At 70.9% G+C, this 21,619-nt stretch carries 18 protein-coding genes and 4 pseudogenes; 13 read left to right on the top strand and 9 right to left on the bottom strand.

The window, feature by feature from the left end; all coding sequences use genetic code 11:
* Positions 1 to 45 precede the first annotated feature (45 nt).
* The 3 genes from AC067A_RS15075 to AC067A_RS15065 all read right to left on the bottom strand — a co-directional run bounded on the left by AC067A_RS15075 (position 46) and on the right by AC067A_RS15065 (position 1,888).
* Complete coding sequence (locus AC067A_RS15075) at positions 46 to 615, bottom strand: DUF6434 domain-containing protein (protein ID WP_478619585.1); 570 nt, start codon at positions 613 to 615, stop codon at positions 46 to 48.
* Positions 616 to 860: 245 nt separating this feature from the next.
* Positions 861 to 1,772, bottom strand: coding sequence for a hypothetical protein (locus AC067A_RS15070; protein ID WP_478619582.1), 912 nt, complete (start codon positions 1,770 to 1,772; stop codon positions 861 to 863).
* Entirely contained in the window at positions 1,769 to 1,888 is a 120-nt protein-coding gene (locus AC067A_RS15065; RefSeq protein ID WP_478619580.1) for a helix-turn-helix domain-containing protein, read from the bottom strand. Before AC067A_RS15065 ends, AC067A_RS15070 begins: the two co-directional genes overlap by 4 nt.
* Positions 1,889 to 2,513: 625 nt before the next feature.
* On the opposite strand from AC067A_RS15065, the gene AC067A_RS15060 reads away from it, so the two are divergent.
* Positions 2,514 to 3,314 (top strand): maleylpyruvate isomerase family mycothiol-dependent enzyme, encoded by an 801-nt coding sequence (locus AC067A_RS15060; protein ID WP_478619577.1) that lies wholly within the window; start codon positions 2,514 to 2,516, stop codon positions 3,312 to 3,314.
* A 446-nt stretch (positions 3,315 to 3,760) separates the two neighbouring features.
* A pseudogene (locus tag AC067A_RS15055) lies at positions 3,761 to 3,976 on the top strand (hypothetical protein); the annotation flags it as partial.
* A 200-nt stretch (positions 3,977 to 4,176) separates the two neighbouring features.
* Here the strand turns inward: AC067A_RS15055 and AC067A_RS15050 are convergent.
* A pseudogene (locus AC067A_RS15050) lies at positions 4,177 to 4,344 on the bottom strand (IS701 family transposase); the annotation flags it as partial.
* A gap of 109 nt (positions 4,345 to 4,453) precedes the next feature.
* On the opposite strand from AC067A_RS15050, the gene AC067A_RS15045 reads away from it, so the two are divergent.
* Positions 4,454 to 4,858 carry a type II toxin-antitoxin system PemK/MazF family toxin gene (locus tag AC067A_RS15045; protein ID WP_478619575.1) on the top strand — a complete coding sequence of 135 codons (405 nt, stop codon included), beginning with the start codon at positions 4,454 to 4,456 and terminating at the stop codon, positions 4,856 to 4,858.
* A 518-nt stretch (positions 4,859 to 5,376) separates the two neighbouring features.
* Here AC067A_RS15045 and AC067A_RS15040 read toward each other — a convergent pair.
* Positions 5,377 to 5,787: an STAS domain-containing protein gene (locus AC067A_RS15040; protein ID WP_478619572.1), complete on the bottom strand. Its 411-nt coding sequence runs from the start codon at positions 5,785 to 5,787 to the stop codon at positions 5,377 to 5,379.
* A 113-nt stretch (positions 5,788 to 5,900) separates the two neighbouring features.
* On the opposite strand from AC067A_RS15040, the gene AC067A_RS15035 reads away from it, so the two are divergent.
* The 4 genes and pseudogenes from AC067A_RS15035 to AC067A_RS15020 all read left to right on the top strand — a co-directional run bounded on the left by AC067A_RS15035 (position 5,901) and on the right by AC067A_RS15020 (position 8,879).
* Entirely contained in the window at positions 5,901 to 6,233 is a 333-nt protein-coding gene (locus AC067A_RS15035; protein WP_478619569.1) for a helix-turn-helix transcriptional regulator, read from the top strand.
* An 887-nt stretch (positions 6,234 to 7,120) separates the two neighbouring features.
* Positions 7,121 to 7,594 (top strand): ATP-binding protein, encoded by a 474-nt coding sequence (locus tag AC067A_RS15030; protein WP_478619566.1) that lies wholly within the window; start codon positions 7,121 to 7,123, stop codon positions 7,592 to 7,594.
* A 23-nt stretch (positions 7,595 to 7,617) separates the two neighbouring features.
* Positions 7,618 to 7,857: pseudogene (locus AC067A_RS15025) on the top strand (transposase); the annotation flags it as partial.
* A 278-nt stretch (positions 7,858 to 8,135) separates the two neighbouring features.
* A complete protein-coding gene (locus AC067A_RS15020) occupies positions 8,136 to 8,879 on the top strand; it encodes a hypothetical protein (protein WP_478619640.1) in 744 nt (247 codons plus the stop codon).
* Between the two features lie 198 nt (positions 8,880 to 9,077).
* Here AC067A_RS15020 and AC067A_RS15015 read toward each other — a convergent pair whose 3' ends face one another.
* Complete coding sequence (locus AC067A_RS15015; protein WP_478619563.1) at positions 9,078 to 9,407, bottom strand: hypothetical protein; 330 nt, start codon at positions 9,405 to 9,407, stop codon at positions 9,078 to 9,080.
* Between the two features lie 115 nt (positions 9,408 to 9,522).
* Here AC067A_RS15015 and AC067A_RS15010 point away from each other — a divergent pair, with 115 nt between their 5' ends.
* The 4 genes from AC067A_RS15010 to AC067A_RS14995 all read left to right on the top strand — a co-directional run bounded on the left by AC067A_RS15010 (position 9,523) and on the right by AC067A_RS14995 (position 13,440).
* Positions 9,523 to 9,903, top strand: a complete 381-nt coding sequence (locus AC067A_RS15010) for a thiol-disulfide oxidoreductase DCC family protein (RefSeq protein ID WP_478619561.1) — start codon at positions 9,523 to 9,525, stop codon at positions 9,901 to 9,903.
* Between the two features lie 345 nt (positions 9,904 to 10,248).
* On the top strand, positions 10,249 to 10,758 hold the full coding sequence (locus AC067A_RS15005) for a hypothetical protein (protein ID WP_478619639.1): 510 nt from the start codon (positions 10,249 to 10,251) through the stop codon (positions 10,756 to 10,758).
* Between the two features lie 472 nt (positions 10,759 to 11,230).
* Positions 11,231 to 11,899, top strand: a complete 669-nt coding sequence (locus AC067A_RS15000; RefSeq protein ID WP_478619558.1) for a hypothetical protein — start codon at positions 11,231 to 11,233, stop codon at positions 11,897 to 11,899.
* Between the two features lie 824 nt (positions 11,900 to 12,723).
* On the top strand, positions 12,724 to 13,440 hold the full coding sequence (locus AC067A_RS14995; protein WP_478619555.1) for a WD40 repeat domain-containing protein: 717 nt from the start codon (positions 12,724 to 12,726) through the stop codon (positions 13,438 to 13,440).
* Positions 13,441 to 13,809: 369 nt separating this feature from the next.
* Here the strand turns inward: AC067A_RS14995 and AC067A_RS14990 are convergent, their stop codons facing one another.
* Positions 13,810 to 14,415, bottom strand: a complete 606-nt coding sequence (locus tag AC067A_RS14990; RefSeq protein WP_478619552.1) for a GOLPH3/VPS74 family protein — start codon at positions 14,413 to 14,415, stop codon at positions 13,810 to 13,812.
* A gap of 334 nt (positions 14,416 to 14,749) precedes the next feature.
* A complete protein-coding gene (locus AC067A_RS14985) occupies positions 14,750 to 17,623 on the bottom strand; it encodes an ATP-binding protein (RefSeq protein WP_478619636.1) in 2,874 nt (957 codons plus the stop codon).
* A 706-nt stretch (positions 17,624 to 18,329) separates the two neighbouring features.
* Between AC067A_RS14985 and AC067A_RS14980 the strand changes: the two genes are divergently transcribed.
* Positions 18,330 to 19,937: a S8 family peptidase gene (locus tag AC067A_RS14980; RefSeq protein ID WP_478619549.1), complete on the top strand. Its 1,608-nt coding sequence runs from the start codon at positions 18,330 to 18,332 to the stop codon at positions 19,935 to 19,937.
* 351 nt (positions 19,938 to 20,288) lie between these two features.
* Positions 20,289 to 20,704: pseudogene (locus tag AC067A_RS14975) on the top strand (transposase); the annotation flags it as partial.
* Between the two features lie 96 nt (positions 20,705 to 20,800).
* On the opposite strand, the gene AC067A_RS14970 reads toward AC067A_RS14975, so the two are convergent.
* Positions 20,801 to 21,610, bottom strand: a complete 810-nt coding sequence (locus AC067A_RS14970) for a polysaccharide deacetylase family protein (RefSeq protein ID WP_478619546.1) — start codon at positions 21,608 to 21,610, stop codon at positions 20,801 to 20,803.
* Between the last annotated feature and the right edge of the window lie 9 nt (positions 21,611 to 21,619).

Raw genomic sequence — 21,619 nt, 5'->3', positions numbered from 1 at the left:
GCCCGGCTCCCAGGCATTCGGCGCCCTGGGATGGCTGTGGGTCGGTCACCCCGCGGCCGGACCACGAGGCCGGTCGCGGTGAGCGCGCCAGGCAGCGAGCGCTTCGGTCCTGCGGCCGGCCGGATGCTCGGCATGCCAGTCACGCAGGAAGCGGTTGAGTTCGAACTGCGATCCGATCTCCTGAAGCTGGGCAGCGGCCTGGCGTGTGGTGTGCCAGTGGGCAACGGCGTCGGCCAGGGTGCGCCCTGCGCCTTCGGAGACGAACGTCCGCATGTGGGCGTCGAAGTGAAAGCCCGGGCCGATCTCGCGGCGGAAGTACTCGCGCAGCACCTGACTGCACCGCTGGCCCTGGGGAATCACGGTGGACCCGCTCACCGGCGCGGTGAGCTGGCGGCCGGCGCTGCGCGTCCGGGGCGGTGCGGCCGGCGGGGCGGCACCGTCCAATGCAGCCCGTAGCCGCTCCGTCAGCGCCGCTTTCCCACCGCCCCGCGGCACCCCGAGCTCCCGGGCGAGCGCGGTCAGCTCGGCCAGTGTCCAGTACCAGCGGGCCAACTCGTCACCGCTCAACGTGGCACTCGGCTCCGGTCGCACCTCAGCACCCACATTCGAACTCATACCCTCATGATAGGAGGGGCGGTACGCCCCATGTTCGGCGAGACGAACCGGCGGCCAACCGCGACGCAGCGAGAATCTGGCAGCTCGAATGAGACCGAGTGAGAACCCGACGGCTTCACTGCGACAGGACAGGGTCTGACCGGCCCTGTGCTCCCGAAGCTGCTGCGAAGTGACGAGTGGCTCTCAGCAGCCGGGGCTGTGCTCAGTCATTGTCGTACCGCAGTCGACCGTCGAACCCGCTGCCGTCATGTTGTCGTCGGTGCGCTGTTCGTTGCTTCGGGGACGTGACCGCAGAATTCCGGGACGCACTCGGCCTCGTGTTCCCGTCCCCAGAGGTAGAGGTCGCGCTCGGTGGATCGGGCGCGGTGAGCAAGGCGAAGTTGTTGCCGCCGGGGCAGCGTCGAAGGCAGCGCCGTGAAGGACTCAGGGAGAACAGCGACCATGTCGCTGACCTGCTCTCCGTCGCGCATCCGCAGCAGCACGGTGCACTGCCACCATCCGATCTCGACATCACGGATCGGCGTGCCGGGCCAGTAGTACGACGCTGGGTCCGGCAGCAGGTAGTGGACGCCGTCGGGATCCAGGTGGGCTCGGAGCCAAGGTCCTCCTCCGCCCAGGCCGAGTCGGAGGCGTCGGGCCTCGGCGTACAGCGCGCAAAGCGCCTCGGTGTCGAGGGGCTTGAGGACGTTCGCCTCTGCGGGCAGCGGCTGGCGTCCGACGGGGGTCCTGACGGGCCAGCGCCCGAGCAGGAACCCGGCCCACTGCCGCGGTGTCATCGGTGACGGTCCCTTACGGCGCTCCGGCAGGGGTGGGGGCGGCGTCCAGGTTCGTCCCGCTTGTTCGATGTGGCGCAGTATCCATGCCTGCCCCTTCGGGCCGACGGTGTTCCAAACCCCGGTCATCGGCCGTGCGGCCGTCGCCTGATCCCGACTCCTGGGGCCCGCGCCCAGGCGGGATGGCATGGAAGGACGCGGGCGTGCGATACCCGGCAGGTTGTGGGACAGGTTGGCCAGGAACCTGATGTGTTCCAGTGTCTCTTCGGAGCTGTCTCCCGATTCGAGTCGTGCGCTCCCGGCCAGATGCCGGATCTCGATGAAGGCCTGGGCCGCCAGGAGCGCGGCTACGTCCCGGTCGAGCTCAGACTCACGGCGCTTCATGCGGCTCCTCCCGTACGGCCGTGACCAACGCGTTCGAGGACGCGGTACACGGTGGCGCGGCCCACAGAAAACACCTCCATCAGTTCGGCGATCGTGTACTCGCCGGTGGCGTGCATGCGGACCAGTTCAGCCTGCCGGCGCGCCGACAGCTTGGGCTGACGGCCCTTGAGTTTGCCATGGGCGCGGGCATCGGCTGCGGAGAGCTACTTGTCACTTCGCGGCAGCTTCGGGAGCGCAGGGCCGAGACCTCCCTACGCAGCGTGGCCTCCGGCAGCACGCCGGGGGCCACGGTGCATTGACGAGCTGGTGCGTGATTGTTGGGGAGCCGTGTGTGCCTGATCGGGGTCGTGGTCAGTGGCTGTTGTTGTTCATCAGTGGCTGTTGTTGTTCCGAACTTGAGGAGTGCTGGTCGAACGGGAGTCACCTGAACTCCCGGCCCGACCGGTCTTCCCCCGCCGTCGCGACCTCCGCGTTCCTCACATCGAGCACATCGAGCACATCGAGCGGCAGCATGACCGTGCGCACCGGGTGGACGTCACGTCGCCGAGGTGCCCGGCCGCGCGGCGAGGCCAGAGCACCCACAGGCACGACGCCTGGCGTACCGCCACCACCAGCGTCCTCGCACAGCAGTGCGCAGCTTGTCACCCGAGCGGTGGGAGGCGAGGACGTCCGCCATGGCCAACCGGCGGCGACTGTGAAAATCGCTGTCCGATCACCGGAGCACGGTGATAGACATCCGGCGTGGAAAAGAATCTTGAGTTCCCCGACTTGTTGCGACTGATCGATGAACGGTCGACCGCCTTCCGTGCCGTGGTCGCCGCCGCGCCCGGTCTCGACGCGCAGGTGCCGAGCTGCCCTGGGTGGACGCTGTTCGAACTGGTGAAGCACCTGGGTGGGGGAGACCGTTTCTGGGCCGCCATCGTCAGCGCGGGGCCCGCCGACGCGCCCCCGGCAGAGGCCGTCGCCGCGCGCGCCGCGCTGGAAGTGCCGCAGGAGCGTGAGGCCCTGCTGGCCTGGCTGGACGCGTCGACGCAGCTTCTGCTGGGCGCCCTGCGCGCGGCGGGACCGGAGAGCGGGTGCTGGACGTGGTGGCCCGCGTCGCAGTCACCGCAGACCGCCGGCGGCACCGCCCGGCACCGGGTCCAGGAGACCGCGGTGCACACCTACGACGCCCAGCTCGCCGGGGGCGCCCCGCAGCCGCTGCCGGTCGAGCTGGCACTCGACGGTGTGGAAGAGTTCCTGTTCACCGTCTGCGCAACGCCGAGTGCCTGGCCTCACAAGCCCACGGCCTTCGACTTCCACGCCGCCGAGGGCCGCTCCTGGCGTCTCACCGTCGACGGCGACGGCGCACGCATCACCCGCATACCCGCGCCCACCGCCGCGACCGCCGAGGACTCGGACGCAGCCGGCGCCTCCGTCCACGGCACGGCCAGTGAGCTGGTCCTCTACCTGTACGACCGGATCCAGGCCGACTCCTTGCACGTTGACGGAGACGCAGGGCTGCTCGACCTGCTCCGCGCCTGGGAGCCGGAGGAGAAGTAGGACGTAGCGGGGGCGGTTGGCCGCGCCTCGAGCCGGTAAGGCACGACTCTTCGCCAGGTTCGTCAGTCGCGGCACCGGGCTCAAACCCGCGAGGCGGCCTCGGGGCGTCACCAAGCCGACCGTCTACCTGGAGGGCAGTGCGGATTTGTCCGTCCCGGCAATCACGAGAAGCGACGCGTCTGCCGTCGTCCCGATCTCGTCGAGAAGTCATTCGATCGGGTGACTGCGGCGGCTGCCGTGCACGAGAGCTGGGCCTCTTGGTAGCTCGAAGGGTGTCGAAGCCAACGTGCGCTCCAGGAGGCCCTGTTGTCGTATTTCTACGGCAATGCGGGAGTGGGGCCCACTTCGGCCGCTCTCGCGTGTGACTGTCTGGCGCACAGGTTCGGGAACGCCAGAGACCACGGGGCGCGCGAGCGTCGGTATCCCACCGACATGTCGGACGCCGAATGGGCGGTGGTCCGGCCGCTGCTGCCGGTGCCGGACCGGCTGCGGTGCCGGACCGGCTGCGGGGCCGGACCGGCTGCGGGGCCGGACCGGCTGCGGGGCCGGACCGGCTGCGGGGCCGGGGCGGGCAACCGGAGGCCTATTGCCACCGCGCGATGCTGGACGCGATTCACTACCTGGTCGACGACGGCACGAAGTGGCGGGCCATGCCTGCCGACTTCCCACCGTGGGACCGGGTCTCCGCGTTGTTCCGGCGCCGGCGCAACCACGATCTGGTCCTCGCCATCGTCAAGCGCAGCGACGACATGCGCGGCTTCGTCGTGCTGCCCAAGCGGTGGATCGCCGAGCGGTTCTTCGCCCACCTGATGCGAAGTCGCCGTCTCGTGCGCGACTTCGAGCGTTCCATCGCCGGCGCGGAGGCGATGGTCCAGCAGTTGTTGCGCGGCAGGTCCGACCACAGGCCGAGTACCAACTTCCAGGCCCGGCGTCGGGATTCGACCCGTGGGAAGCGTCCCGCTGTCCGGCTCATCAGGCCCTCGAACGCCTCCTGCCGGCAGGCAGGGTCTACGCTGTGACCTGCGGCCACCGCATGATCGTTTGTCTTCACACACCGATGATCGACGGTGGCCACACCCGTCTCCACACCGCGTCAGGTCGCGCAGCGTCTGCCTGTCGTCCTGTGTATCGGAGGGCTTGTGCAACGTGGCGAAGTCTGGTGGGTCCAGTTCGACGAGCGGAGGCTGGTCGTACTGCTGTCAGGAGACGACGCGTCCGGGTTCCAGGTGATGCAGGTCGTCGCTCCGGCGGGCCTCGACATCAGCGGCCTGGGCATCGAAGTGACGGTCGGCGCCAGTGAAGGGCTGCCGCTCGAAGGCGTGCTGCGGCTCGCGTTCCCGCGTCCGGGCTTCACCCCGTGCACGTGGCGGACCACCGTGTCCCGGGACGACCTGATGGAGCGGGCGGCCGTCCTGTCCTCCAGGAAGCTCAGCGAGATCGACGACGCCCTCCGACTCGCTGAACAAGCACAGGAGGGGACCCCGGCAACGACCGCGAAGCTCCGCGAGATGAGGGACGCCCTCCGTCGCGGTGAACTCGGGTAGACGGAGAAGGAGCCGACGCCCGCGACGGCATGGGCGATCTCGGGCGAGATGATCCACGCTGGACACCTGCCGCCTCGACGCCCCTCACCATCGAGATCACGATCTACGGCTGGAGTACCAGCAGGTATCCCCGGTCTGGCCTCCTCATGCTGAACGGCCCGCACCCCTGCCTGGTGCGGGCCGTTCAGCTGCCCACGCACCTGCCGGAAGGGGGAGACGGCAGGTGCATGGGCAGTCAGAGCGGTCCCATGCGCTCGGCAACCGCCTGCCCCCGATCCTCCACCCCAATCCAAGCCCGCCCAAGAAGTCGACGACGGAACGGACACAGGGCTGGGCAGGGGAAGGTTCGCCGCCCTACTCCAGCGTGCTGGAGATGGCGCGAGTACTCACGGAAGCACCCGCCACCGTCGACGAGGGGCCGGATGCCGGATCTCGTCCGATCGATCCACGCGCGCTCCCGCACCGGTGCGTACGGGCCTCGGACCGAAACGCCCCATCCTGACAGCTGTCGCCTGTGCTCACGAGGCAACAGCGTCGTCGACCGTGTCCCGGATCTGCAGAACGTCGTCCACGCCGGTGATCGCACAGAGCCGCCGGACCCGCTCCGACGGCGCGACCACGCGCAGCTTTCCCGTCTGGTGGATGAGGATCACCAGATTCAGGAAGGTCGAGTCCGCGAAGGTGACCCTGGAGGCGTCCAGGATCACCTTCGGATGCGTCTCGGTGGCGGTCTTCAACGCGTCGGCCAAGGGACCGATGGAGTGCATGTCGTAATCGCCGCATGCCTCGACGACCTGCGCCCCGCAGCACTCGTACTGGAACACCAGATCCTGCCGTGACCCATCTCCGGCGCTCTGCCCCGGCACCAGCTTCCTGCGGGGTGCGGTCAGGAGTGCGGACGCGACGGCCTCATCCTCGCTCCAGGGCACTCTCGGACTCCCTCCGGTGATCCCTCCGCGCGAGGGAAGGTACGACATCTATTACAGGAAAACTATGTCATGCATTGCTGTTCCGGCAACCGGGGTCCCGTAAAATCCGGTGCATGGTTGGATCCTCTGAATCTCACACCGGATGGACGTTCATCACGAACCACGCGCGTGTACTGGCCGCCATCGCGGACAATCCGAACGTTCGCATCCGTGACATCGCCGCCCACTGCCGGCTCACCGAGCGTGCCGTCTCGCGGATCATCGCGGACCTCGAACAGGACGGCTACCTCTCCCACACGCGAGAAGGCCGCACGAACACGTACCGCATAGAGCCGGGCAAGGTGCTGCGCCACCCCGCCGAAGCCGGCCTCCCCCTGGCCTCCCTGTTGTCCCTGCTCGTACAGGACGAGTCCGAGCGCACCGGCCAGCAGCCGGTCCCCCACTGACGGCCCGGGCCGGCGCGGGTGGTGGACGACCGGCTGATGGGCGAACCGATCCCACGGGGCCGGGCCGGGGGCCTGCAGCCGGCCGAGGAAGGCGGATTGCTCCGGCAACCGACAAGGCGGTTGCCGGAGTCCGCCCTGGAGGAGGAGATCACCGATCACCTCAGAGTGGAAAGCCCACCCCGGCAGGAGGAACGGCGGCCACCCCCGCAACGGACCCCACGCGGAGACCGTGACGGCGCCGTCACCGGGCGGCCGAGCTCGAAGAGGCCTTCCGTAAGGAGTTCCAAGGGCGTCGCACGTGGGACTTCAACGCGTGCGCCCCAGTCGCAGAGCGTCCGACACCTGGTCATGGTGCTGGGCGCGGGCGAGGTGCGCTCAGGCCTGGCCGAAGATCACGTACTCAGGGACATCGGGTCGCCGGGCGTCAGGGCGATGTCCGCGATCGGTTCGTCTGTCGGGGCCCCGGGTACTTCTATGTCGCGCCAGGCGGAGGCCTGGCGGGTGGGGCCGTAGATCTTCCCTCGCGGAGAACCACGCGCTCCTGGTCTGCCAACAGGTGCAGCACCGTCGCGGAGTGCTCTACAACGGCGAGGCCAAAGGACGTCGCTCCCGCGCAAGCCCGCTCCCCGCCATGTGCCTGGCGTCCCTCTACCGGCACCGGATGCGTCAGAGGGCGATGTACAAGGCAGTCGGTAGGGAGTGGACGACCGCGGGCCACGTCTTCGCCGTCCTCACCGGCACTCGGCGCGTGCTCGGCATCGCCCTCGACGACGCGGCCTGACCGACACCGCCGCACTCGCGAAACTCCGATGCCCACGCGGTGTGAGGATCCGATCGGGGGGTATACGGAGTCGCGCACACAGGGTCGCGTGGTGAAGGGAACGGGAATGGGGCACACAGCAGGCGTTGCGGACCGTCGGCCGCTGATGGCGGACATCGTGTCGGTGTCCGGCCTCTTCGAGGGCAGCGAGGACATTGCCGTCGCCCGCGAACTGGCCCGTACCTTCCTCGCCGATGTACAGGCTGTGCACGGCCTGCCGGTGTCCGAGTGCGCGATGAGCGTGGTGGAGCTGGTGGTCAGCGAGCTGGTCACCAATGCCCGCAAGTACGCGCCCGGCCCGTGCCTGCTGACCCTGGAGGTCGTCGGCGGCACGGTCGAGGTGACGGTGTGGGACAGCAATCCCACCCCGCCGGCCGTCCTTGCGCCCGACCCGACCCGGGTCGGGCAGCACGGGCTGGAGATAGTGATGGCGGTCGGCCAGAGCTTCGCCGTCCACCGTGAGCCCGTGGGCAAGCGCATCACCACGGCGATCGCCCTGGCCGACGATCCCAGCGGCTCAGCCACCGGTCACCGGCTGTAAGAGGTCCTAAAAAGTCGTTGGTCATGTGGCTGTCGGCTCGGTCACTCGTTGGTCCGTTCTCGGCGAAGAGGAACTCACGGCCGTGGATCGTCTCGGACGAACTGTGGTCACTGATCGAGCCGTTGCTGCCGGTTCCGGCGCCGAAGCCGGTGGCAGGGCGGCCGTGGGTGCCTGACGGGCAGGCTCTGTGCGGGATCCTGTTCGTGCTTCACACCGGCATCCAGTGGGAGTACCTGCCCCAGAAGCTCGGTTTCGGGTCCGGCGTCCCGCACGGCTTCGGCCTCGGCGTCCACCGCTGGGTCGTCGAGCGCACGATCGCCTGGCTGCACGGCTTCCGCCGCTTCCGCCGCTTCCGCTTCCGCTTCCGCTTCCGCTTCCGCTTCCGCTGGGAACGACGCGACGAGCTCCACGAAGCCTTCCTCGGCCTCGCCACCTGCCTCATCACCCACCGGCACGCCCAACGCCTTTGTCAGGACCGCTAAGCCCCGCCCGGCAGGCCGGCGCAGCTTGCCATGGTGGACCTGCCTACCCTGGCCGAGTGATGGGTGCAGAGGATTTTCGAGTCGGCGACGTGCTGTCGGTCGCCTGCCTCTTCACGCCGGCCGAGGTCGAGCGGGGGGTGACGTGGGACTGCATTTCGATACGGTGGCCCTGGTGGGAGATCGACACAGGCAGTGACTTCATGCGCTGGAACGGGATCATGGCCCTGGGTGTGGACACCGGCGGGCAGGCATCTGGGTCAGATCTGGAGCTGTTTCGGACGGATCCGCCGCCCGGGCAGCTTGAAGCGGGCGACATCTGCCGCGTCGGAGTGCCCCCGACCATCGTGCACGTGACGGCAGTTGACCACCACGACCCTCCGCTCGGGACGGGCTGGCTGCCGCGTCCGCATCTCACCGTAAGCGTGCTGCCTCGTGGCGTGTCCTATCGCGAGTTCCCGGACGACAGCCATCTCAACGGCACCGGGTACGGTCTCCGCCCTGGCACTGGCATCCCCTTCACCTTCGACCTGCTCATGCGGCCCTATGCGTCTCTCGAGCTGGGCGATGAGGTCGCAGACGCCGCCGGCCGGGCATGGCGGTTCGACGGCGCCTGGGACTGGACTCCCTTCGATCGAGAACCGGCCGGGGCGGGCCCCGAGTGGCCGCTCGTCCTGCTCACCCGCGCAGGAATACCCTGCACCGCCGATGACGCTCGGGCAGTGGCCACCAGCACAGCCGGCGGCTCTCACCACAAGACGGTCCAGGACTGGGTGACACTGACCGACGCCTCGCCTGCACCCTGACCCGTCGGGGCCTCCACCGAGGCGTCGCGGACCTCGCCTGCGGATAAGCGATGCGCCCTCGGGAGAAAGCTGCCTAAACGACCAGGGACCGAAGGGAGCGCCAGGCCGACAAGGACGCGACCGTACGGCGGCGTATGCCGACACGACCGGTCCGGGTGACCTTCGAGCACCGTCCGGACGGCGTCCGGAGAGCCCGGCTCATCCTCCGTCGGTGTCCTCGTCGAGTGCCGCCAGCCCCTCGTTCCAGCGGGCGCGGCGCTCCGTCTCCTCCTGGTCCCACCACGGCGTGCCGCGCTCCCCGAGGGCGACCTTCGCCGTGTGCACCCGGGTCCGGGCGGCGCGTTCGGCCTCCGCGTCCTGGGCGCGCAGGGCCGCGGCCACGGCACGACGCGCGGCCATGAGGTGGGAGCGCAGCCGTGCGGCGACGTCCTGGGGCACCTTGGGGTCCGTGGCCCGCCAGCGTCTGCCGTTGACGATCACGTACCGTCCGTCGGGAGTGCGGGCGGGTCCCCGCGCATCAGCCGTCACCCGTCCAAGACTGGCAGACGGGCGGCGCCGCGCGACTTCGGCCGGCGGGGCCGAGGGTCGGCGCGCGGCCGGCCCGGCGTACGTCTTCGGCGTCGAGACGCAGCATGATGGAGGCATGCGTTCTCGGCCTGTGCTCGTCTACGACGGAGACTGCGGCTTCTGCACGACGTCGGCGAACTTCGCCGAACGGCGCGTACGGCCCCGCTGCGACATCATCCCGTGGCAGTTCGCGGACCTCGACGCCCTCGGCGTCACCCGGGAACGCGCCGAGTACGAGGTGCTGTGGGTGACACCGGCCGGAGCCGTGGAGGGAGGGGCCCGGGCCGTCGCGAAAACGCTCCTGAGCGCGGGCGGGGCCTGGGCACCGCTGGGCGCGGTGCTCCTGCTGCCCGGCGTGCGGTGGGCCGCCCGACGCGTCTACCGGCTCGTCGCGACCCACCGCCACCGGCTGCCGGGAGGAACACCGGCCTGCGCCGTGCCCCGCCGTCCCCGGTGACCTGAACGGGAGGTCCTCAAGCAGGCCTGTTACGGACGTGACGTAGGCGTGGGCGGTGCGGGAGCCCTGCCCGTTGCGGGCCCCCACCTCAGCCTCACTGGCGTCATCCCATCAGTGGCCACGCTGAAAACGCTCAGTGCTTCCTCCTCGGTTGAGCCGTGAGAGCGAATGGTCCGGCTGACCGCCGGCTTCGTCGCGTACGCCGTCAATTGCCGGACAGGATGCGAAACCCAACCTGGAGGGAGCACCCCGCTCCGTCCTGCCTCAGCGGGGTGCTCCCTCCCCCGCACGGGGGAGACGGTCCGCCATAGCGGACGATGCGTGGCTGCCATGCCCACGGCCAGCATGTATGCCATGACGACAGCGACCGCTCCGCTCCCTGCCTCCCCCGCGCCCGTATGGGCGCGCCGTGCCGCCCACGCCATCGCCCTGTGTGCTGTGCCGTCAGGTCTGTGGCGCGTCGCCATGGCATCCGGTGTCTACGTCGGCTACAGCGAGCAGGTCCTGGGCGACGTCTTCGACATCCCGGGGTGGGGCATCGCCTATGTCGTCGGCCTCTCCGTCGTCAGCGAGCTGGCTGCCCTGTTCCCGTTGCTGCTCGTCAGCGACCGGTGGCAGCCCATACGACCGCGGACCCTCGCCGCGCTGGCCTGGACCGCCTCGACTGTCCTGGTCCTGCTGGCACTGTGGCAACTCGTGGTCGCCTTTACCGTCGAGAGCCAGACGTACATGTCGAGCGGTACGGCCCAGACCGTCTGGGGCTTCACCTTCGCTCCGCTGTTCGCCATCCCAGTCCTGATGACCACGGTGACCTGGTCGTACGCGAAACGGCACCGGGCACGGGGCCAGGCGTGACTCCGCCGACCGCATACATCCAGAGGAGATCTCGAAAGAGCCTGTCCGGCGAGCACTACTGAACGTAGCCATTGAGGCTGAGGTGGAGGTCCGCAACGGGCAAGGCTCCCGCACCGCCCACGCCTACGTCACGGCCGTAACAGGCCTGCCCGCGGACCGCGCCCCAGGCCTGCCCAACTTGGACGCCTGCGGCTGCGGTGTCCCGCTGCGGATGCGCCCCGGGGAAACAGGCACGCAGAGCGTGAAGGAACTCGTCGGCGGGGAGACGCGGCTGATGAAAGGAGGAGTCGTTCACGGTGTCCGGTCCCTACGGTCCACCCGCTCGTCGCACACCCGGGTTCTGCCTGCAGCGGCAACCCCACGGGATGAAGCGCCTGTTAGCCGGTCGGACGCCGAGTCCTCGCTTGCCGAGCAGTGGGGGCCGATGGGATTCTTCCTTCGCCGTGAAGATGATCGGCACGGGGGAGGGATCATGCGGTACCTGTTTCGGATTGCCGCCACCGCCGCGGCGCTGGCCGCGACCGCCCTGACGGGCTGCTCGAAGGACACCGGCCGCACGCCTGTCACAGCGCCGTCCTCCTCAGCGGCACCGTCGCATCCGGTCACCCGGGCGGAGGTCGTAGAACGGACGCGTACAGCTCTCGGCAAAGCGACGGTGCTCAAGCGTGACGCGCCTGGCCCGGCGGGGCACCTGCTGATCGAGGCATGGCCGGACGGGAACGCGGCCTATGCCTGGGAAACGCGCGACCACCGGCTCTGTCAGGCGTCAGTAGCCGGCGACCTGGTCTTCCACCAGGCCTGCGCGACGCGTCCGTACGATCCGGCTGTGGCGAAGCGCCGAGGGATCAGCCCCCTCTTCACGTCGTTCGCGCACGGCTGGGGCCGGATCTTCGCGGCCGACCATCAGGAGGTCACGGGCGCGTCGTGCAGCGGCACGCCGGTGAAGGTCCTGAGGGTCGGCACGGTGGCCAACGGCGCGCGCACCCTGTACGCCGTGTGGTTCCCGGACTACACCAAGGGCGAGGTACTGCTGACACTGCGGCACGGCACCACCACCTCCCATGAGCCGTTCCACCTCGGCGACGCCGGCACCCTGTCGTGCACGGCAACACCCGCCCACCCCGCGGCCACACGTTCCTGACCAACCGCGCAAGCCCCGGAAGGCGCTACACCCGGCCCGCAGCCGCCGGTTCTCCGCGGCCAAGCCCCGTATCCGGACTCCGACCGGGCGACGAACGTCTCTACGAGCGGCCGAGGCCGACCTGCCGTAGTGAGCAGCCGTAGTGAGCGCAGGGCAGAAGGCGGTTCAGGACCACGATCAGCGGTATCAGGCAGGACGGCCGCAGTAACGGAACGTCCGCCACGGCCGGGAGAAGGCCGCGCACGCCTGGCCCGGACTTGCCGCCGCCGGCAGCCCCCATGGCCGCGGAAGCCCTCCACACGCTCTGGCCCACCGCCACGCAGAGGTGGAACTCGTCCACGGCGTGCTCCTCTTCACCGGTGCCTTCGACGAGCGTGACCCGGAAACGGCACGCCGTACCTGTCCAGACCGTCGTCCGGTGCTTGCCGAATGCCGACGAGGCAGGGAAGTACATCCGGCTGGACTTGGAACTCCCACGCCGCTCGTGAGCCGGTCCGCCGGACTGGAGCCGGAGGACGGCGCCTGAACGGTTGCTGCCCTCGGTCGGGACTCGGGTTCGACGGCACCGCGGTCCTCGAAGACCAGGGGGAGGGCATGGGAGAACATCACGAGCGTGATCCCGCTGCTCGAAGACGCCGACCTCATCGAGATCGCCTCTCAGCCGGCTCACGCACTCAGGGCGTGCGCGTACTTGCGGCGGCAGCGCCCGATCCCGCCGAGGGACTCGTACGCCCTTCTTGGAGTACCGCGGCGCAGCACCGGCCCCGGCTCCCCGCATCCGGGTATGGGACGTGGAAGCCCGCCGCCCGGCGGCGGACGTGGGCATGAGTCAGGGTCAGGAGGCGCCTCACGCCCTCGCGGTGACGAACACGCGCGGAGGGCCCGTGGTGTACGGCGTCGTCTCGACGGAGGTCTGGGACCTCACGCACGCCAAGCCGCTCACACCCTTCCGGGAAGGGACGCCCGCCACACGGATGACGCTCCACCCCCGCACGTCGCTGCCGGCCCTCAACGACGGCACGGTCCTGGAACTCCCCACCGGCCGGATGCTCCGGGACCATACGGAACGGGACCTCGGGCAGGCCATGGCGTACAGCGGCACCGGCGACCTCCTCGCCGTCGCCGACGGCTCCGGCCGCATCCTGCTCTACGACGGGGCCATGAAGTCCCCACGGGGCGTCCTGGTCGGCGGAGAACCGGACGGCCCCGCCGGCACCCCGGTCGCCGTCACCTCTCTCGCGTTCTCCCCGGACAACCGCACGCTCGCCGCCGGCACCCAGGCGGGCGGCATCCGCCTGTGGGACCTCCCGTCCCGCACCGTGACCGGCGCCCCGCTGCCCACCGCCGGGGACCGGGTGAGAACCCTCGCGTTCACTCCGGACGGCCAGTACCTGCACATCCAGGGAAGTAACACCCGCCCACGTACCCAATCCCTCGCCCCCGAGCGCCTCGCCGCCGATTTGTGTACCCGCTTCGGTTCCCTCACCCTCGGTGAATGGGCGGCCTACATCCCCGGCGAGGAGTACCGCGTCATCTGCTGAGCAGGGCGGGCTACGACGTGAGCGCCACCTTCACGAGGCGGCGCTCACGTCCGCTCAACCCGGCGAGATCACTGGGCCGGAAGCCCGGGAGACCGGGAGACGGAAGCCCGGAAGCCCGGGAGACCGGGAGACCGGGAGACCGGGAGACGGAAGCCCGGGAGACCGGGGCCCTGGATGCCCTGGATGCCCTGGAGCACCGGGCGATCAGGAGCAGTGGGAGATGAGTGGCATCGCTGGTGGCTGTCCCAGCGGTTGAGCGGGGCGACACCGATGTGAAGACCATGATCGGCAGAGGCCCCGGGCTCCCGTTGGGCAGCCGGTGGGCCGTTCTCCGTCATCGGTGGCTTCGGCTCCAAACCCCCACTCGCATCACGGCCCGCGCCAGAGGTTGGCGAAGGCCGCGTTCTCGATGGTCCGCCTCTGGCGGACGGCCTCCAGCTCCATGACCGCGTCGTGCACGGCGGCGACCACGGAGGTGGCCGCCTCGTCATCGAGACCCGGCTCGACGTCGGAGGGGTCGCCGCCGATGCCGACGACCGAAGCGAGGGCGGTCAGGACGGGTTCCCGCCGCTCCCAGCGGTCGACGGCCGCGTGACGGGACGGCGTATCGACCGGTTCCATGCGTCGCGCGCCGAACGGCAGGCGGCCGCCTGCCTTCCGCGTCAGCTCACCGTCGACCTCCAGCGCGGTCTGGTAGGTGGCAGCGAGGTCCCTGCCCCGACGCCACAGCCAGTCCTCGACGCGCTCGTACGGCGTCTGCCGGACGATCTCCGCCCCCGCCTCACCGAGGAGCCGGTCGTCAGGGGCCGACGGCTCACCCGGCACGACACGGTCGTCCTCCAGGGTGACACCACCGGCACCGAGAAGATCGATCAGCTCGGCGCCCGCGAGCGCGAGCGACAGGTCCCCCTGCCCGACGGCGGGCTCCTGCCCGGAGTCCATCGCGATGATGAACAGGTCTTTCGCCGTGGTCATGAACGGCTCCCCTCGGATGCGTCGATGAAGGCGTGCCCCGCCCCTGCCCTGCTGTGGCGCCATGGAGGCGAGGGCACCCTGCCCTCGCAAGTATCGTCCCGACCGGCCGCTTCCGGCCCGGTCTCGGCCGAATCGCGATCAACGGCTGATCACGCGGGCCGGGTGCGCCCTTCGCCGTCAGGACAGCGCACGACGCCTCAGGAGGTCTCCTCAGGGCCACCGCGCATCCGCAAGCAGCACCCTCCGCCGCCGTCATGCGGTGGCGAGGTGGTGAGGTGCGCGGTGATACGGCGATGCGGTGACGCGCTGCCGTGCTCCGGGCCCCTCACCTCCCTCACGGCACAGCGATGTCGCCCCTCGACGCGACGTTCTGCTTGCGCATGATGCGCGCCACATGGTGCTCCACGGTGCGGGTGGACAGCACGAGGCTCTCGGCGATGTCCCGGTTGGCGCGCCCCTGGACGACGAGACGGGCCACGTCCTCCTCGCGCGGGGACAACCGGTCGCCGTAGCCGAGGCGGCCTCGGCGGTGGGTGGTGACGATGGCGTGGCGGCGCAGCAGTCGTCGGCAGCGGGCGACGTCCCAGCGGGCGCCCAGCTGCCGGTAGACCTCGACCACGTCCTGGATGCCCCGGGCTGCGGCCTCTCCGCGCAGGTCGAGCAGGCAGCGTCCCCGGGCCTCCGCGGCGCGGGCGGCGTCGAGGGGGCGGTCGAGCAGCCGCCACTGGGCCTCCGCGTCCGTCAGCAGGCCGACGGCCTCGTCCGGCCGGTCCGCGGCCTCCGCGAGCAGAGCGTTGCACACGGTCAGGGCGGCGTGGGCTGCGGGCGCGTCGCCGTTCGCGGACCCGGCCGCGAAGTCGGCGACCAGCCGCCGGGCGCGCGCCGTACGGCCGCTGCCGTGGAGGGCCTCCACCGCGACGGGCAGCACCTCGCTCGCCCACACCCAGCCCTGGGTACGTTCGATCCGGCGCAGCACGTCCTCCACGGCCTCGCACGCCTGCCCGGGGCGCCCGGCCTCCAGGTGGAGGCGGGCGGTGGCCGCGGCCGACGAGGTGAGGATGAAGCCCGTGTCGTAGCAGGTGGTGCGGGCGGCCTCCGCGAGGTCGTGGCGGGCCCGGGGAACGTCGCCGAGCACGTGGAGCGAGGTCAGTCCGCGTACCAGCATCGCCTCGGCGGTCAGGTCCGGTATCTCCTGGTAGAGCCGGGTGGTGTGGTCTGCGGCCGCGTGCAGGTCGTCCCAGCGGCCGCCGTGCCAGGCGAGGACCAGGCGGGCGGTCTGGATGAGTCCTTCCAGATAGGGGCTGCTGGTGTCGGCGAGTCCGGCGACGGCCCGGTCGAGGAAGTCCCGTGCCCGCGTGCCGTATCCGAGCGCGCCGGCCGCGTGCGCCAGGTTGGTCCAGCCCCGGGCGTGGTGCGCGGCCTCCATCGCGGATCCGGCCGGTCCGCGCAGTGCCTCCGCGGCGCACCAGGCGCGTGGGTCGCCCACGAGCATCAGGGCGGTGGCCCGGTTGGCGGCGATGGCCGCCCGGGCGACCGGATCGGTGACCTGCTCCGCGAGCGCCTCGCCGCGGTCCAGCCAGTGTCGGTGCCGGTCGACGGGCCAGCCCTGGATGGAGGGGATGGCGGCGACCGCCATGGCGCGTGCGGCGGTCTGCGGATCGGACGCCTCCAGGTCGGGAATGGCGCGAGCCACCTCTTCGAGGCTGTCCAGCGCCCCTCCGGTCTGGTTGCGCAGGACCACGCTCAGGTGCAGCCGGATCTCGCCGCGCAGGCGCGGCGGCGGGTCGTCCTCGTCGAGGACCGTGCGCACGGCGGCGACCACCTGCTCGTCGGCACGCGCCAGTTGGGCGGTACGGGCCAGTTTCGCGGCGGTACGCACCCGTCCTGCGGCGCGCGGATCCTGGACGACCGCCCGGGTGTACAGGCGGGTGGACGTGGCGTAGTCACCGGTGGCTGCCGCGCGATCGGCGGCCACCACCAGGCACCGCAGAGCTTCGCGGACGCGTCCGGCGGCCGTGTACAGCCGGGCGAGGTCGACCAGCGGCACCGGCCCGTCTCCGGTGCGGTGCAGGATCCGGGCCGCGCGCAGGCTGAGCCGTGCCACCCGGGGCCCCGGCACCCGCGCCAGCGCGGCCCGGCGGTCCAGCGGATGACGGAAGGAGATCCACGGCCCCTCGGCCCGCAGCACGGACCGCCGCAGGCACGCGTCGACGGCGGCTTCGGCCGGCTCGGGCGGGCACTCCGCCACCTCGGCGAGGACGGCGACGGGAGCCGGCCGGTCGAGGACCGCCGCCGCGGCGACGATCCTCCACGCGTCCTCGGTGAGCGGCCCGCACCGCCGGGCGAACTCCCGCTCCACGCGCCCGGGCACCCGTGCCTCTCGTACGGCTTGTACGGTGGTGAGGGCCGGCCCGTTCCGCGGTCCCTCCGTCCCGCCGACCGCCGGCGTTTCCCCGGCGTCGTCGAGCAGCGCCCCGACGGCTCCGGGCAGTCCACCGGACAGCTCGTACACCAGTGCCGCGAGCTCCGGCAGCTCATCCGGTCGCACCTGCGGGCGCCCCCCTGCCCACAGGCGGACGAACTGCTCCGTCTCCTCCGGTGTCCAGGGTCGTACGCGGATCTCCTCGCACCGCCCTCCTCCCCGGGCGCGGACGCCGAGGACCGGCAACCCGGGTGCGGCGTCCTCGGTGACGACCAGCCGCAGCCCGGCAGGCACCGTGTCCGTCAGGTGGTCGAGCAGCCGGAGAGTCGCGGGGTCGGCGAGGTGGATCTCCTCCAGGACCAGCACGGTGTCGCCGAGCGAGGCGAGCAGCATCCCCACCGCGCGGGGCATCAGTCCGCGTCGTACCTCCGGGTCCGCGGCCGAGGCGGGCGGGCTCGGCAGCCGGTCGGCCAGCTCGGGCACGACGAGGCCCACGACTCCGGTGACCGGCGGCATCCGGTCAGGCGGACCGGGCCGGTAGGGCAGTTGGGCCAAGGCCGAGGTGACGGCCTCCAGAGGTACCGGCTCCGCGCTGTCCGGGCAGGTTCCGCGCAGCTGGGTCCACTCGGCGAACTCCGCCCCGCCGAGCACCTCGTCGACGAGCCGCGACGTCCCCGCCCCGGCCTCCCCCCGAACGACCACGACGCTCCGCCCCGCGCGCAGGGCCTCTCGAAGCCTCCGTGCCTCCTCATGCCGTCCGACGAACCCGGGCCCCGCGGCCCCCACTTCGCCGTGCCGCACATCGAAGGGACGTCTCTCCACGCCTCCGCCTTTCGCCGGCCACTCACCCGGTGGCTCCGTCGAACGCCGCGGAGCCCCCTGTGGGCGGGACTCCCCGCGCGTTCCTGTCCGGGGCGGATCCCTGTCCGGGATGGCCGCGGCGCCCTCCGGGCAGGTGGGTCCACCCGCAGGTGGTCTACCCGCAGCAGGGCCGCCGTCGCAATAGGGGCGACTACCCAGGGAATTCCCTCGGCCGGACACGGTCGCCGCCGGACGCCAGGAGGCGATGCCCCGTCCCCACTCTTTGGGTAGCGCTACGCATTGCCGGCCTCCTCCCGGGTGACCGAAGCTCTGGGCTGTCCGGTCGCGCCGTCCCCGTCCACCACGGTCCCCAACCGCTGGAGGTACGGGGTGGCAGCACCCCACGCAGTCGTACGGCGTGACCGGATCCGTGCGTCGCGGAGCCCGCTCCGTACGTCACGTCATCTCGTCCCGTCGTCTCGGGCGCCGCCATCAGAGGCGCCCGTACGACCGCCCTCGGCCGACGGATCGTCACGATCCTGACCTGGATCGACGTCCCGGCCGACCGGCGGCCGCCCTCCGGGCGCGCCCTCCCCACCCCTGACGGAGCGCGCCCGGAGCCACCGGCGCGACGGATCCCGCCCTCCGGACATCGAGCCAGGTCCGGACACCTCCCACGAAGGAAGCAGTCATGGAGTTCGAAGCTCGCGCCCTCCGGCGCCTGCTCGCCATCAGTACCAGTGCCGCCTTGCTCGCCGTGGCCTCCGCCACCGCCGCGGCTTCTGCCGCGCCCGCACCGCCGGGCGGCGGGGAAAGCCGCATCGTCGGCGCGGACCGTCCCGGGACGGTCGAAGGCTCCTACATCGTCACCTTCAAGGGCTCGGTCTCCTCGGCCGACGTGCCCGCCTCCGCGCGCGCCCTGGCCAAGCGGCACGCGGGCAGTCTGCGCTACACCTACACCACCGCCCTGCGCGGCTTCGCCGTCCGGATGACGGAGAGCGAGGCCCTGGAACTGGCCGCCGAGCCCACCGTGGCCCGCGTGGAGGCCGACGCCGTGGCGTACGCGGTCGACACCCAGCCCACGCCACCCTCCTGGGGCCTGGACCGCGTCGACCAGCGCGACCTTCCCGTGGACAAGAGCTACACCTACGGCACCACCGCCTCCCACGTGAACGCGTACATCGTGGACACCGGCATCCGCATGAGCCACCGCGACTTCGGCAACCGCGCCGTCAGCGGCTACGACTTCATCGACAACGACTCCAACGCCTCCGACTGCCAGGGACACGGCACCCACGTCGCCGGCACCGTGGGAGGCGGCTCCTACGGCGTCGCCAAGGGCGTCAAGCTGATCGGCGTCCGCGTGCTGAACTGTCAGGGCACCTCGGGCGACACCTGGGCCCCGGTCCTCGCCGGCATCGACTGGGTCACCAAGAACGCGGTCAAGCCGGCCGTGGCCAACATGAGCATCGGCGGCGGAAAGACCCAGTCGGTGAACGACGCGGTCGCGGCCTCCATAGCCTCCGGCGTCACCTGGGTCGTCGCGGCAGGCAACAACAACGCCGACTCGTGCTCCTACTCCCCGTCCTCCACCCCGTCGGCCATCACGGTCGGTGCCACCAACAGCCGCGACGCCCGGGCCACCGGCTGGTCCAACGGCCAGGGCTCCAACTACGGTTCCTGCCTGGACGTCTTCGCCCCCGGCGACAGCATCGTCTCCACCTCCAACTCCGGTGACACCGCCTCCCAGACCATGAGCGGCACCTCCATGGCCTCCCCCCACGTCGCGGGGGCGGCCGCCCTCCTGCTCGCAGCCAACCCGACCTGGGCCCCGGCCCAGGTCCGCGACAAGCTGGTAGCCGACGCCACGCCCGGCAAGGTCACCGACGCCCGCACCGGCTCCCCCAACAAGCTCCTCTACACCGGCACCGGCGGCACCACCCCGCCGCCCACCGGCAAGAAGTTCGAGAACACCGACGACTACCAGATCCGCGACAACGCCACCGTCGACTCACCCCTCGCGGTCACCGGAGTCACCGGCAACGCCCCCTCGAACCTCGCCGTCACCGTCGACGTCCGCCACACCTACCGCGGCGACGTGAGGCTGGAGCTGGTCGCCCCCGACGGCACCGCCTTCCTCCTCAAGGACTACGACTCCGACGACAGCGCCGACAACATCCAGGGCACCTTCACCCTCAACGCCTCCGCCGAGTCCGCCGACGGCTCCTGGAAGCTCCGCGCCACCGACAACTGGACCAACGACACCGGCTACATCAACGCCTGGTCGCTCCAGTTCTGACCCCGCCGCTCCCCGCGTGACGCGGGCCCCGTACCCAAGGGACGGCCCCCTTCCCGGCGAACTCCGCCGAAAACGGGGCCGTCCCGCCGCGTCACGTGATCAGCGCTTGGAGAGGCGGACCACCCCGCTTTCGGTGCCCTCGCTTTCGCCCTACCGACCTCGTGCACGATAGACATCGCTGCAGGTCAGCGCTTTACGTCTTCGCAGAGCCCGAGTCGTCGACCTGCACAGATGGAGCGACGACTCCTGTCGTGCACGATGGCGTAAAGGGTGTTGCAGAAAACCCAGTTCTGGGTTTTCTGCAACACCCTTTAGCTTGATCTCTAACGTCTGGGCCGTTCGTCCGCTACTCAACTGATCACCGCAGGTCAGTGACAGACCGGGGACCCGGACGTCCTCATCATCGCGGACGCCGGATACGACGCGCCCCGGCTGACCCACCTCCTGCGGGACCTACCGGCCCCAACGCTGGCCCGGATGCGCTCGGACCGCGCCCTGCGCAGGCCCGCACTCCCGAGGCGGCCGACCGCTGGACCCGGCTGACCCTGGCCGCCTACGCCCAACTCCGCCTCGCCCGACCGCTCGCAGCCGACCGGTGATGTCCATGGGAAAGGCCCATTCCACCGGACAGGCTCACCCCCGCACGTGTCCGCCGCGACTTCCGGAACATCCGCCTCAGGACACCCCGCAAGGCAGGCACCACCACGTCCCGGAATAGAGAAGCCGGCCACTGCACGCCCCCGCCGCACAGGTTGAAGACCAAGCCAGGTGCCACCGAGGAACGCTTCGTCTGCGCCCTGCTCAACGGCCGGACCCCGGCGCCCTCGGGCTCCCGGCCGTCGCCGCGGCCGCCGGCCGTGCGTTCACGGTGCGCTCCGGTAGGCGCGACCCGGCTGAGGTGTGTCGGGGAGGAACAGCTGGGAGACGGTGACGGGGGTCAGCCCTCGGCGGCGCAGTCCGTCGATGATGGCGGGCACGGCCGGGACGGTGCCCGGGTAGACGTCGTGGAGCAGGATGATGCCGCGGGGAGCCGCGCCGGCGAGGACGCGTCGGGTGATGAGCTCGGGGTCGTGGTCGCGGTAGTCCTTGGCCGTGACCGTCCACAGGATCTGCGCGAGCCCGAGTGAGCGGCTCACCTCCGCCACCCGCTGGTCGGTACGGCCCTGTGGTGGCCGCATCAGCGTCGGGGAGCGCCCGGTGAGTTGCTTGATCTGCCCCTGTACGAGGGTGAGTTGGCGGCGGATCTCGGCCTCCGGGACCTCGGTCAGCCGGGGATGGCTCCAGGTGTGGTTGGCCACCTCGTGCCCCTCCCCCACCTCTCTGCGTACGAGGTCGGGGAAGCGGGCGATGCCGCTCTTCCCGATGAGGAAGAAGGTGGCGTTGACCCGCTTGGCCTTGAGGATGTCCAGGAGTCGGGCCGTGTAGGGGCCAGGACCGGCGTCGAAGGTCAGGGCCACGCAACGAGCCTTGCGGCAGTCCACCGGATGGGGCTCGATACGGGACGGAGTGGGCGACGGCTTCGGTGGCGCCGTGGACGGAGTGGTGGCCGGAGGAGCGGTCGGGGTCGCCTGACGTGCGGTCACGCGGGTGGGCTGGGCCGTGCCGCAGGCGGCCAGAACGGCACAGGTGACGACGGTGACGACCGAGCGCTTCAAGCGGGGGAGCGTGCTCACACGAGAGCT

Source organism: Streptomyces sp. NPDC043176 (assembly GCF_056436715.1).
Note: the sequence above shows the minus strand (reverse complement) of the source record. Positions and strands in the feature narration are given on the sequence as shown.